Annotated in this window: 2 protein-coding genes; both read left to right on the plus strand. The window is 68.3% G+C overall.

The genetic code is table 11. The features are described from left to right. Window positions 1–106: 106 nt before the first annotated feature. Window positions 107–13,573 carry a non-ribosomal peptide synthetase gene (locus OHB12_RS28700; RefSeq protein ID WP_327112458.1) on the plus strand — a complete coding sequence of 4,489 codons (13,467 nt, stop codon included), beginning with the start codon at window positions 107–109 and terminating at the stop codon, window positions 13,571–13,573. 274 nt (window positions 13,574–13,847) lie between these two features. Then, the gene (locus OHB12_RS28705; RefSeq protein ID WP_327121579.1) at window positions 13,848–14,837 is read left to right on the plus strand and encodes an alpha/beta hydrolase; all 990 of its coding nucleotides are present in this window, start codon (window positions 13,848–13,850) and stop codon (window positions 14,835–14,837) included. Window positions 14,838–14,884: the final 47 nt, after the last annotated feature.

Consider the following 14,884-nt stretch of genomic DNA (forward strand, 5'->3'; position numbering starts at 1 on the left):
CGAGCGGCAGCATGACTTGCGGGTGGCAACAACAGACAAGGTGAGGCATCTCGATGGTTCGGGCAGTCGGGCAGCGGTGTGACGAGACTGCGGAAGTGATGCGCGGATGACCCGCCCGGCCCGCATGCACCCGACCCGCCCGAGCAGACGGCCCCGCGTCACTACGCTGCCACAGCTGATGGTCACTGCCGTCGAGGCCAATCCGAGCGGCACCGCCCTGGTCTTCGCCGACGCGACCAGCACGTCGGCCCGGCTCAGCTACGCCGAACTGGACGAGTGGTCGACCCGGTTGGCTCGGCTGTTGATCGGACGCGGCGTCGGACCCGAGGACCTGGTCGCGGTCGGGTTTCCGCGCTCGATCGCCGCCGTGGTCGCGGTCTGGGCGGTGGCCAAGACCGGCGCCGGGTTCGTCCCGATCGACCCGACCTACCCCGCCGACCGGGTCGAGCACATGATCGTCGACTGTGGAGCGGTCTTCGGGCTGACCGTCGACGAAGTCCGCGCCGATCTGCCGGATCGGGTCGAGTGGCTGTCCATCGATACCGCCGAGTGCGCGCGGCTGCTCGAGGAGTTCCCGGCCGACCCGGTCACCTACGCGGATCGGCTGCGCCAGCTGCGGGCCGAGCATCCCGCGTATGTCATCTACACCTCGGGTTCGACGGGTATGCCGAAGGGCGTCGTGGTGACCCAGGCCGGGTTGGCGAGCTTTTGTGCGGAGCAGCGCGACCGGTGCCGGGCGACCGGTGCGTCGCGCACGTTGTATTTCGCGTCGCCGTCGTTCGATGCGTCGGTGTTGGAGTTGCTGCTCGCGCTTGGTGGGGCGGCCACGATGGTGGTCGCGTCGCCGACGGTGCACGGCGGCGATGAGCTGGCCGCGCTGTTGCGCAGGGAGGGTGTGACGCATGCGTTCGTCACGCCCGCCGTGCTGGCGTCGGTGGATCCCGCGGGCTTGGACGAGCTGCGTGTCGTGGTCGTCGGTGGCGAGGTGTGCCCGCCGGCGCTGGTGCGGCGCTGGGCACTACCGGTCTCGTCTGGGCGAACCCGTGAGTTCTTCAACGCTTACGGGCCGACCGAGACCACGATCATGACGAACATCAGTGCACCATTGGTGCCCGGCGCGCCGGTGTCTATCGGCGCGCCGATCCGGGCGATCACCGAGTACGTGCTGGACGAACGTCTGGCGCCGGTCCCGATCGGCGTGGTCGGCGAGCTGTATATCGCCGGAGCGCAGCTGGCCCGCGGCTATCATCAGCGGCCAGGGCTCACGGCCGTGTGGTTTGTGGCGAATCCGTTCGACTCGAATCATCCCCGGCTCTACCGCACCGGTGATCTGGTGCGCTGGACCGCGGACGGTGAGTTGGAGTATCTAGGCCGTAATGACCTCCAGGTGACGATCGACGGTCTCCGTATCGTGCTCGGCGAGATCGACGCGGTGCTCGCCGCGCACGAGAGCGTCGATTTCGCCGTCACCGTCGGGCACCAGCTGAACAGCGGCGCCACGATTCTCGTCGCCTATGCGCACGCAGCTCCCGGGATGGCGGCGGACGCGGCCGAACTGGCCGCCCTCGCCGAGCGGAGTCTGCCCGTGCACATGGTGCCGACGGTGGTCATGGTGCTGGACGAGATTCCGCTGACCCCGGTGGGCAAGGTGGATCGCCATTCGCTGCCCACACCGCGTTTGCGGACCGCCATGTTCCGCGCACCGGTCGGACTGCTGGAAGAGCTCGTCGCAGAGGTGTTCGCCGAACTGCTCGGGCCGGGAGCGGCGGTCGGCGCGGACGACAATTTCTTCGAGCTCGGCGGCACCTCGCTGACCGCGGCCGAGGTCGCGGCCCGTCTCGGCGCCGCCGTCTCGGCGCGGGTGCCTGTTCGTCTGATCTTCGAGAACGCCACCGTCGCCGGACTCGCCGAGCGGCTGAAGCCGCTGAAGGGCACGGGAGACCGCCGCGCGTTGGTTCCGGTGGAGCGCCCGGAGCGGGTTCCGTTGTCGTTGGCGCAGCAGCGGATGTGGTCTTCGAATCAGTTCGATACCGGTTCCGCGGTGAACAATATTCCGTTCGCGATCCGGTTGTCGGGTGCGTTGGATGTAGGGGCGTTACAGGCGGCGGTCGCGGATGTGATCGAGCGCCATGAGTCGTTGCGGACGGTGTATCCGGCGGTGGACGGTTCGGGGTATCAGGTGGTTTTGCCTGCGGCCCAGGCGGTCCCGGATCTGGCGCCCACACCGATCGCCGAGCACGAACTCCTGGACTGGTTGCGCGGATTCGCGCTGACCGGGTTCGACGTCTCGGCCGAGGTGCCGGTGCGCATCGTCTTGGCCGAGCTCGGCCACGACGAACACGCGATCGTGGTCGTGGTGCACCACATCGCCGCTGACGACGCCTCGGTCGCGCCGTTCCTGCGGGACCTGCTCGTCGCGTTTCTGTCCCGGCGCAACGGGGCGCGGCCGTCGTGGGCTCCGCTGCCGGTGCAGTACGCGGACTACACCCTGTGGCAGCGCGCGGTGCTCGGCGACGAGAACGACCCGGACTCGGTGGCCGCGGCCCAGATCGCCTATTGGCGCCGTGCCCTGGCGGGCATCCCAGATCGGATCGACCTGGCCTCCGACCGGCCGCGTCCGGTCGTCGCCTCCGGCCGAGGCGCGGAGTACACCCTCGAGGTGGATGCCTCGGCGCATCGCGGGCTCGCCGAGCTCGCGCAGCGCACTGGCACCTCGGAGTTCATGGTGGTGCACAGCGTGCTCGCGGCCTTGCTCGCCCGGCTCACCGGGACCGCCGACATCACCATCGGCACACCGGTCGCGGGTCGCGGCCAGCGGGAACTCGACGGGCTGATCGGCATGTTCGTCAACATGCTTGTGCTGCGCACCAGGATCGACCAAGGCGCGTCGTTCCGTGCGCTGCTCGCCGACGCCGAAGAGATCGATTCGGCGGCGTTCTCGCATGCCGAGCTGCCGTTCGAGCGGTTGGTCGAAGTGCTGGACCCGGTGCGTTCGCAGGCGCACCATCCGCTTTTCCAGGTGGCGCTGTTCTTCCGGAACATGGGCAGGCCGGAGATGGAGCTGCCCGGGTTGTCGGTGCGGCCGATGGATGTGGATGGCGCGGTCGCCAAGTTCGATCTGCGGCTGACCGTAGTACCCGAGAGCGAGGACGATGCCGCGGGCTTTTCGGCGAAATTCACCTACGCCACCGACCTGTTCGACGAGTCCACGATCGCCGAATTCGCCTGGCGGCTGGAGCGGTTGCTCGCTGCTGTCGTCGCGGCGCCGGATCGGGTGATCGGCGAGATCGATCTGCTGGCTCCCGATGAGCGGGAGCAAATTCTGCTCGGGTGGAACAACACCCGGCAAGCGGTGCCCGCCGAGCTTTTGCTCGATGGATATCGACGTGCGGTGGATGCGTTCCCGGACACGGTCGCTGTGGTGTTCGAGGGTATCGAGCTGACTTATGATGAGTTCGACGCGCGGGTGAATCGTCTTGCGCGGTTGTTGATTTCGCGGGGCGTTGGTGCGGAGTCGTTGGTGGGGTTGGCGGTTCGGCGTTCGCTGGACCTGGTGGTCGGCATGTACGCGATCGTGGCGGCGGGTGGGGCGTATGTGCCGCTGGATCCGGATAATCCGGTCGAGCGTATCGCGCACATCCTGGCGACGGCGCAGCCCGCCTGCGTGCTCACCACTTCCACCGACGCGGTCGAAGTGCCCGAGGGTACCGCGGTGCTGCTGCTGGACGCGATCGACCTCGACGGTGTCGACAGCGCTCCGGTGCGTGCCGAGGAACTGCTTCGTCCGGTGTGGCCGCAGCATCCGGCATATGTGATCTTCACATCGGGGTCGACCGGTCGGCTCGCGGGCGTGGCGATTTCGCACGCGGCGATCAACAATCAGATCGCGTGGATGCTCGCGGCGTATCCGCTCGGTCCCGCGGATGTGTATCTGCAGAAGACCGATACGACACTCGATGTGTCGCTATGGGGCTATTTCATGCCGCTGCGTACGGGCGCGAAGCTCGTAGTCGCGCCGCCGGAGCGGCATCGTGACCCGACCTATATCGCGGAAACTATTGCCGCGCAGCGAATTACGGTGACGGACTTCGTGCCGTCGATGCTGGCGGACTTCGCCGCGCATACCGTGTCGGGCTCGTGCCCGACATTGCAAGACGTCTTCGTGATCGGCGAGGCGCTGCCGCCGGAGACCGTCGCGGCGCTGCGTGCGGTGTCGAACGCGAACGTGCACAACCTGTACGGTCCGACTGAGGCCGCAGTGTCGGTCACGTACTGGCCTGCCTCTGCCACGGCCGTGGAGCGGCCCGTGCCGGTCGGCGTGCCGCAGTGGAACACCCGAGTGTATGTGCTGGACTCACGTCTGCATCCGGTCCCCGCGGGTGTTCCCGGCGAGCTCTATCTCGCCGGTGTTCAGCTGGCGCGTGGTTATGTGCGGCGCCCGGATCTGACCGCGGATCGGTTTGTGGCCAACCCGTTTGCCTCGGGTGAGCGGATGTGCCGCACCGGTGACTTGGTGGTGTGGCGCAGGTATGCGGATGAGGCGGTGCTCGATTACCTGGGTCGGACCGTGCCTCGAATCGTCGCCGACGCGTCGCCGATGGGTCCGCTGGTGCGGGATGCGATGGTCGCCGAAGCCACGCGGGCGGAGGGTGCGGAGCCGGGTGGGTCGCCGTCGCGGGTGCAATACGCCGACCATGTGTCGGAGCAGCGTGTGGTGCTGGGTGATGAGTCCGATCCCGAATCCATTGCCGCGCAGCAGATCGGGTTCTGGCGTAGCGAGTTGGCTGATCTGCCTGATTTGCTGGAGTTGCCGACGGATCGGCCGCGACCGGCTGTGGCGTCGATGGCCGGTGCGCGAGTGGATGTCGAGATCGCCCCGGCGACGCATGCCGGACTCGTCGAACTCGCCCGTGCGCACGGTGCGACATTGTTCATGGTCGTGCACACCGCGTTTGCGGTGTTGCTGGCTCGGTTGTCGGGCAGTTCGGATGTTGCGATCGGTACGCCCGTCTCTGGCCGTGGTGAGCGTGAGCTCGATGATTTGATCGGTATGTCCGTCAATACTGTGGTGCTCCGCACGCGGTTCGAGCCGGGTGAGTCGTTCACGGCGTTGCTGGGTAGCCAGCGTGCATCCGATTTGCAGGCGTTCGCGCACGCGGATATTCCGTTCGAGCGGTTGGTGGAGGTGCTGAATCGGCCGCGTTCGACGGCGCATCATCCGTTGTTTCAGGTGGGATTGTCATTCCAGGACATTGCGCGGGTGGCGTTCGAATTGCCTGGTTCGGTGGTGGCGGGTCTGGATGCGGATTCGGATGTGTCGCAGTTCGATCTGCATTTGATCATCGGTGATGCGTATGACGAGTCGGGTGCGCCTGCCGGTATCGGTGGTTTCTTCACGTATGCCACCGACCTTTTCGACGCGGCCACGGTGCAGGGCTTCGCCGACCGGCTGGTGCGGCTCTTATCGTTCGTGGTCGCCGATGCCGCTGTTCCCGTCGGGGATATCGACATCCTCGCCGACACCGAGCGAGCCGACGTGCTCGCGGTGTGGAACGACACCGCGCACCCGGTAGCGACGGCGGCGAAGTTGGGATCGTTGTTGCGGCGGTCGGTGATGACAGTGCCAGAGGCGGTCGCGCTGGTCGCGGACTTCCCCACGGACGGGCGCAGGGAGCTGAGTTACGCCGAGCTGGCCGCCCAGGTGAATCGCCTTGCCCGCTATCTGATTTCCGTCGGCGTCGGTCCGGAGTCACGGGTTGCGCTGGCGTTGCGCCGGTCGGTGGATTTGGTTGTGGCGATGTACGCGGTGGCAGAGGCGGGTGGCGCGTACGTGCCGGTGGATCCGGACCAGGCTGCCGAACGCACCGCCTACATCCTGGCCTCGTCCGCGCCGGTGTGCGTGCTGACGGACGCCGATGCCGGGTTCGACACCGATGTCGCGCCGGTGGTGCGGCTCGACGACCTCGAACTGGCGTCCGTGCTGAGCGGGCCGATCGCCGACGCCGAGCGGATCGCACCGCTGCGTCCGGAGAACACGGCGTACGTGATCTTCACCTCGGGTTCGACCGGCCACCCGAAGGGTGTGGCCGTGCCGCACGCCGCGATCGTGAACCAATTGCTCTGGAAGGCAGGCGCCTTCGAGCTGATGGGGGACGACGCGGTGCTGCTCGAGACCGCGACGACCTTCGACTTGTCGGTGTGGGAGTTCTGGTCGGCTGCCGTCTGTGGCGGCAGGCTGGTGATCGCGGCGCCGGAGGGACATCGCGATCCGGCGTACCTGAGCGAGCTGATGGCGCGGGAGTCGGTCACGACGCTGCATGTGGTGCCGTCGACGCTGGATGCGCTGCTGGCGCACCGGGTGTCCGCCGACAACGCCGCCGCGGCGTGGTCGCTCCGGCGGGTGCTCGCCATCGGTGAGGCGCTGCCCCCTGCGCTGGCTCAGCGCTTCCGCGCGACGTATCCGGATGTCGAACTGTTCAATCTGTATGGTCCGACGGAGGCCGCGGTGTCGATCACGTGCCACCGGGTGACCGAGTACGACCAGATCTCGGTGTCGATCGGTGTGCCGGAGTGGAACAGCCGAGTGTACGTGCTGGATGCACGGCTGCGACTGGTGCCGGTGGGTGTTTCGGGTGAGTTGTATTTGGCGGGTGCGCAACTTGCTCGCGGTTATTTCGGCCGGGCGGATCTGACCGCGGATCGGTTCGTTGCCAACCCGTTCCAGTCCGGCACCAGAATGTATCGCACGGGTGACCTTGTCACGTGGAATGCCAGTGGTGAGCTCGAATACCGGGGTCGCACGGATTTCCAGGTGAAGATTCGTGGTTTCCGTATCGAGTTGGGTGAGGTCGAGGCGGCGTTGTCGACGTCACCGGAGGTCGCGCAGACCGCGGTGATCATGAAGTCCGATCCGAAAACCGGTGGGGATTATCTGGTGGCCTATCTGGTTCCTGGTGATGCCGATGCGGGTGTGGATGTCGCGCGGGTGAAGTCCGAGCTGACCGCGGGCCTGCCATCGTTCATGGTGCCGTCGGCGTTTGTGGTGGTGGATGCGTTGCCGTTGACTGTGAACGGCAAGGTGGATCGGAAGGCATTGCCCGAGCCGGAGTCCGAGGTTCAGGTGTTTCGTGCGCCGTCGACGCCGGCCGAGGAGAGCGTCGCCGGGGTGTTCGCTGAGGTCCACGGGGTCGATCGTGTTGGTGCGGATGATGAGTTCTTCGCGCTGGGTGGTAATGCAGAGCTGGCGACGCAGGTCGCGCCGCGGATCGCTGTCGCGCAGAACCCGACCACTGCCGACGGCGACCTGCAGATCCTGGACGACTCGGAGATCCTGGACGACTCGGAGATCCTGGACGACTCGGAGCGCGCGGACCTGATCGCGCGCAGTGGCACCGACGCCGTGCCGTCGCGCACGCTGCCGGAGCTGATGGCCGCCGCCGTCGCCGCGAATCCGACCGGCATAGCCGTGGTCGCGGGTGAGCACACCGTCAGCTACACCGAACTCGATGAGGCATCCGCGCAGTTGGCGCGCGCGCTGATCGACCGCGGCGCGGGCCCGGACGTGCCGGTCGCCATCGCTATCCGGCATTCGGCCGAATCGGTTCTCGCGTTGTGGGCGGTGGCCAAGACCGGTGCGGCGTTCGTGCCGATCGACCCGACGTACCCGACCGATCGCATCGCGCACATGGTCGCCGATTCCGGTGCGACGCTCGGCGTGACGCTGACCGCCGAGCTGGTCGACCTGCCACCCCTGTCCAGTGGCGCCTGGGTCGCCTTGGACGACCACGATTTCACCGCCGATGTCGGGGCACGCTCGGATCGTCCGCTCACGTCCGACGACCTGCGCGGGCTACTGCACAGCGACAACGCCGCGTCCGTGATCTACCCTTCCAGCTCCACCGGTCTGCCCAAGGGTGTCGTCGTTACCCATGCCGGACTGGTGAACTTCAGCGCCGAGCAGGTGGAGCGTTACCGGCTCGACCAATCCACGCCCGCACTGGCGTTCGCGTCACCGTCCCTCGATCCGTCGGTGCTGGAACTGCTGTTCGCGCTGGGCTCCGCCGGCGGTCTCGTGGTTGCGCCTCCGCTGACCTTCGGCGGCGAGAAACTGGCCGAGCTGATCCGTGCCGAGGGTGTCACACACGCCTTCCTCACCCCTTCGGTGCTCGCCTCGCTCGAACCCGCCGCACTGGCCCGCGCCGCCGTAGTCGAGGGCGGCCCCGGCGACGAGGCGGGCGAGCTGCCGCTGACGCCGAACGCGACACGGCTGCTGGACGCGGGCGTCGAGGTGCGGGCCATCGCCATGGACGTGCCCGAGACCTGCCCGGTCGAGATGGTGCGGGTCGGGGTGGCCGCCGTGCTCGAGCAGCACCCGATGCTGTGGGTACGGGTGGAGTACGCCGCCGACGGCATGCCGGTGTTGCGCATCCCCGCCGTCGCCGAGCGCACCGGCGAGGCGTTCCGTCGACTGGATCCGCAGCGCGGCGAGACCTCGCTGCCGATCGATGACGTGGTGCAGGCGGCCGCGGCGGCCCTGGACCCGGAGCAGGGTCGCAACATCCACTTCGTGCTCACCGGCGGACCCGAGGCCCGCTCGACCCTCATCGTTGTGGCCAGCAGCCTCGTGGTCGACGACATCTCCTGGCGCGCCATGGTCGACCAGTTGACGGTCCGATGGAACCGCGCACGCCACGCCGCGCCCGCGGCGCCGGAGTCCGGTCTCGGCACGCTCATCCGGGCGCTGTCGGCTCGGGCGCACGATCCGGCGACGGTCGACGAAATGGACTGGTGGCGGCGGACCCTCGGCACCACGCCGGAGGGCGCGGTGACCGAAGGACCGGATCTGCGTGCCCGCAGCCGGGTGTCGCTCACGATCACGGCGGAAGGCGCGGCGGCGGTCGCCGCCGCGGCCGAGGCCTACCGCACCGGCGTGGCCGACATCCTGCTCACCGCGGTCGCTCTTGCTTTGCAGACCTCCGCGCGCGAAACCGTCACGCGCGCGGTCGGTTCGGTGATCCGGTTGGCCGCCGACGGGCGGACGGCGACGCTCGCCGACGCGGAGAACATGGTGGGCGGCTTCGTCACCGAGTATCCGTTTCCGTTGCGGTTCACCAGGATCGACATCGACGACGCGCTGATCGGCGGGCCCGCGGCGGGTGCGGCGATCGCGCAGATCAAAGAGCTGCGCCGGTCGGTGCCGTCGCACGGCGTCGGCTACGGCCTGCTGCGGTACCTCAACGCCGACACCGCGGACGACCTGCGCAGGCTCGGCCGCGGTCGGTTCGCGCTGCGCTATCGGGATCTGCGCCCGGCCCGGGTACACACCGACACCCCGGCCGGCGATCTGCTGCTCCTCCTCACCGTCGACGCCACTGACGACGGCCTGCTCGCCCGGTTCGACTACGCTGCCGCCGCGTTCACCGGCGACGAGGTGAAGACCTTCGCCGAGCATTGGATCCGCGCGCTCGGCGGTCTCGCCGAACACGGCCTTCGTCCGGATGCGGGCGGATTCACGCCGTCGGACTTCCCGCTGGTGCGACTCAAGCAGCCCGACATCGACCGGTTCGCCCGCGCTTACCCGAACCTGTCGGACGCCTGGCCGGTCACGCCGTCGCAATCGGGCATGCTCTTCCACGCCCAGCTCGCCGAGTCCTCGGTGGACGTCTACACCACCCAGTTCGTGCTCGACCTGGACGGTGCGGTGGACGTCGACCGGATGCGCGCGGCCGCGCAGGCGGTGCTGGACCGGCACGACAATCTGCGCGTCGCCTTCGCCGACGACGCGGAGGGCAATCCCGTTCAGGTCGTGCAGGATTCGCTCGAGGTGCCGTGGCGACTGATCGATCTTTCGACGCTGGAACCCGGCCCCGCGGCAGCCGAGTCGGCCCGGATCGAGGCCGCAGACCTGGCCGACCACTTCGACGTGCGGACCGCGCCGCTGCTGCGGTTCGCACTGATCCGTTCCGCCGCCGCCTACCACCTGCTGGTGACCAGCCACCACATCCTGATCGACGGCTGGTCCATGTCGCTGCTGATGAAGGATCTGCTGACGCTGTACTCGCTCGGCGGCAAATCGCGGCACCTGCCCAAGGTGCCGCCTTACCGCGAGTACCTCGCGTGGCTGGTGGCGCAGGACGCGGAGGCGGCGCGCGCGGCGTGGCGCACCGCGCTGGCCGGGATCACCGAGCCGACGCCGCTGGCGCCGGTCGACCCCGCCAGGGAGATCTCCGCGGGCGCAGGCGAAGTCGGTTTCGAGCTGTCCGAGGCCGACACCACCGCGCTCACCCGGCTCGCGTCGGGTCTCGGCGTCACGGTGAGCACCGTGGTGCAGGCGGCCTGGGGTGTGCTGATCGGTCGAATCATCGATCGCGACGATGTGGTCTTCGGCGCCACCGTGTCCGGACGGCCGCCACAGCTCGACGGCGTCGAGTCCATGGTCGGCCCGTTCCTCAACGCGATTCCGGTGCGAGTGCGGCTCGGCGCGACCGACACCCTCGGCGGCCTGCTGCGCCGGCTGCATGGCGAGCAGGCGGCGCTGCTCGACCACCATTGCCTCGGCCTGAGCGGCATCCAGGATGCCATCGGCGTGGGAGGGTTGTTCGACTCGCTCGTCGCGTTCGAGTCCTTCCCGGTGGACCTGGAAGGACTGGACCGGGCCGGCGCCATCGAGGGCATGAACATCACCGGCGCCGGGGTCGTCACCGGCACCCATTACCCGATCACCGTGCTGGTGGTGCTGGACAACCAGCTGCGGGTCTCGCTGAGGTTCCTGCGCGACCTGTCCGACGAGCCCGCGGCACAGTCTCTCGCGCAACGACTTTCGATGCTGATCGGCCGCTTCGTGACCAGCCCGCACGCGCGGGTCGGCGAGATCGACGTGCTGCTGGAGGCCGAGCGCGCCGCGCTGGTCGCACACAACGCCACCGATCTGCCCGAACTGCTCGACGACGCGACGCTGCTGTCGCTGTTCGACGCGCAGGCGGCGCGTACACCGGACGCGCCTGCGGTGCATTTCGGTGGGACCACCCTCAGCTATGCCGAGCTCGACTTGCGCGCACAGGCATTGGCCGTGGAGCTGATGCGGTGGGGCGTCGGGCCGGAGACGCTGGTCGCGGTGGCCATGCGACGGGGCATCGACCTGATCGTCACGCTCTACGCGGTGCTGCGGGCGGGCGGCGGCTACGTCCCGATCGATCCGGACCACCCGGCCGAACACAACGAGTACGTAGTGGACACCGCTGATCCGGTGTGTGTCCTGACCACCACGGCCGATCGGTTCGATACCGCCACCGGGATTCCGGTCGTCGCGGTGGACACGCTGTACCTGCCGCTGGACGCGGTTCCCCAGGTGGACAGTGATGTCCACCCGGACAATATCGCCTACGCCATCTACACCTCGGGCTCCACCGGCCGACCGAAGGGCGTGATGATCACGCACCGGCAGATGGCCCACCAGTTCCGCTGGGCCCAGCTGGCCTACCCGCACGACGGCAGTGACGTCGTGCTGCACAAGACGCCGATCACGTTCGACGTCTCCACCTGGGAGCTGTTCTGGCCGTTGCAGACCGGCGCCGCGATCGTGATCGCCGAACCCGACGGCCACCGTGACCCGGCCTACCTGGCCGGAACCATCACCGAATACGCGGTGAGCACAGTGCATTTCGTGCCGTCGATGTTGGACGCATTCCTCGACTCCGGCACCGACTCCACCGCGGCGTATCCGTCGCTGCGGCGGGTATTCGCCGCGGGCGAGGCGCTGTCCGGGGCGACCGCGGCGAGGTTTGCCGCCGCCGTCCCCGACGCGGCCCTGATCAATTGGTACGGCCCCGCCGAGGCCACGGTGGTCACCGACCATCCGGTGCGCCACACCGCCGCCGTGGCGATCCCGATCGGCATCCCGGTGGCCAACACCCGCGCGCACGTGCTCGACCGGCAGCTGTGCCCGGTGCCGCCGGGCGCCGCGGGCGAACTGTACCTCGCGGGCGTGCAACTGGCCCGCGGCTATCTCGGCGCCCCGGCCCGGACCGCCGAGCGTTTCGTCGCGTGCGCGGGCGGTGAGCGAGGCTATCGCACCGGCGACATCGTGCGGTGGCGCGACGGGGTGCTGGAATACCTGGGCCGCAGCGATTTTCAGGTCGAGCTGCGCGGCCGGCGCGCCGAGCTCGGTGAGATCGAGACCGCGTTGCTCGGCGACGACCAGGTGCGTCACGCGGCGGTGACGCTGGTGCGCGGCACGGCAGGGGACCGGTTGGTCGCCTACGTGGTCGCCGTGCCGGGAGAGCGTATCGACGAGGCCACGCTGCTGTCGCACGCGCGCGGCGCGCTGCCGTCCTACCTGGTGCCGTCGGCGGTGGTCGTACTGGACTCGATGCCGGTGAACACCAACGGCAAGCTCGACCACGGCGCGCTGCCGGTGCCGCAGCTCGCGGGCCGTCCGTACCGCGCGCCGAGCACTCCACTGGAGCGGACCGTGAGCGACGTGTTCGCCGACGTGCTCGACCTGGACGACGGGCATCGAGTCGGCATGGACGACGATTTCTTCGACCTGGGTGGCAACTCGCTGATCGCGACGCGCGCGGTCAGCAGGCTGCGTACGCTCACCGGCGTCCAGGTGCGGGTGCAGTGGTTCTTCAGCGATTCCACCCCGGCATCGCTGTCGGGCCGCATTCTCGCTGCGCTGGACGACCACGACTACGACCTGGACTCGAATGCCGCACTCGGCGTCCTGCTGCCGATTCGGACGATGGTGCCGCACGACACCGCCGCCGCGGAGCCGCTGTTCTGCCTGCACCCGATGTACGGATTGTCCTGGTGTTATGCGGGACTTGCGCGCTACGTGCCCGCGAGCACACCGATCTTCGGCCTGCAGTCGCCCGCCCTGACCGAGGACGGCTACCTGCCGGAGTCGCTGACCGAGATGGCGCACCGCTACGTGGCCGAGATCCGCGCCGTGCAGCAGGAAGGGCCGTACCGCCTGCTGGGCTGGTCGCTCGGCGGCGTCCTCGCGCACGCCGTGGCGACCGAACTGCAGGCGGCCGGCGAGGAGATCGGGCTGCTGACCATGCTGGACAGCCACCCGGGCACCGACTTCCACGCGGCGATCCGGGAGGCGCTGTCCGAACTCGGCATCGGCGCGGACGCCTTGCTGCCCGGCGATGGCGACATCCACGATCTGAGCGAGGACGCGCTCGCGGCGCTGCATGCCACGATCCCGCCGGATATGGCGGTGCTCACCCCCGAACGGGTGCGCCGGATCTACCGCAGCGCGGTGCGTTCGGCCGAACTCATCGCCGAGCACCGGCCCGAGGTGTTCCACGGCAGGCTGGACTACTTCAGTGCGGCGGGCCACGATACCGCAGCGTCCAGGTGGCAACCATATGTCGACGGCGGGGTCGCGGACCATCGGGTCGGCGTAGTGCACGATCAGATGACAACGCCGCAAGCATTGGCGGAGATCGGTCCTCGGTTGTCCGAGCTGCTCGATCCGCTGGATGCCGGAGCGACGCAGCGTGTGCGGTCAGGCCCGGAGGAGGGAGCCTGCGTAACCACGGAGGGCCCCGCACGCGCTGGATAGGCACAGAATGCAGGGCGGCCATGATCGAATCGAGATCGTTACGGCATGATAGGGCAACGGTGCGGTAACGATGACCTCTGTTGTGACGACTACATAGGCCGTATGGTCCGGCGTGGTGTCTGTGGTGTAAGGGGCATCCACTCTCGACACGCGGGGAATACAAGAGCGAATCTCGAGACGAAGCGAAGGTGCGAAATTGATACGTCGACAGACCCGGCGCAGCGGACTGCGTGCCGCGGCAGCGATCGCGGCAACTGCTGTGCTCGCGGGCGTCATGACCGGGCTCGGCGCGTCCAGTGCGTCAGCTGACCCGATCATCGATTCCCAGAGTTTGCTGGGCAACCCGACCGCCCCGGACGGTTCGCGTATCGCCAAGGCCGTATACAAGAACTCGCGCAATATCCGGCTGTACGTGTACTCGGCGGCGATGGATGAGCAGATCGCCATCGACGTCCAGCGCCCGGCTGACGCTTCGGTGCCGCGCCCGACGCTGTACCTGCTCAACGGCGCGGGCGGCGGTGAGGACGCCGCCTCGTGGCAGGCGAAGACCGATGCGCTGGAGTTCTTGTCGGACAAGAACGTCAACGTGATCCAGCCGATCGGCGGCAAGTGGAGCTATTACACCGACTGGATCAACGACGACCCGGTACTCGGGCGTAACAAGTGGAAGACGTTCTTCACCGAGGAGCTGCCCCCGCTGGTCGACGGTGCGCTGGGCACCAACGGCGTGAACGCCATCGCGGGACTGTCCACCTCGGGCACCACCGTGCTTGCGCTGCCGATCGCCAAGCCGGGTCTGTACAAGGCCGCCGCGGCCTACAGCGGCTGCGCGCAGACCAGTGACCCGGTCGGCGCGGAGTTCGTGAAGCTGACCGTCGAGACCTGGGGCGGCGGCAACACCGAAAACATGTGGGGCCCGGAGGGTTCGCCCGAGTGGGTGGCCAACGACCCGTACGTGAACGCCGAGGGGCTGCGTGGGCTCGATCTCTACATCTCCACCGGCAACGGCCTGCCCGGCCAGCACGACACGCTCAATGGCCCGTACACCCAGCCCGGCGCCTACGGTCTGGCGAACCAGATCGTCATCGGCGGCGTGATCGAGGCGGGCACCAACTACTGCACACACAACCTGCAGAACAAATTGAACGAGCTGGGCATCCCGGCAACCTGGAACTTCCGTGACTCGGGCACCCACTCGTGGGGTTACTGGCGCGACGAGTTCCTGAGTTCGTGGCCGGTGCTGGCGAAAGGCCTCGGCATCTGACCCGCTGATCTGAGCCGGGTCGCCCGGCTGAACGTCGAACCGACCGC

Source organism: Nocardia sp. NBC_01730 (genome assembly GCF_035920445.1).
Classification (GTDB): domain Bacteria; phylum Actinomycetota; class Actinomycetes; order Mycobacteriales; family Mycobacteriaceae; genus Nocardia.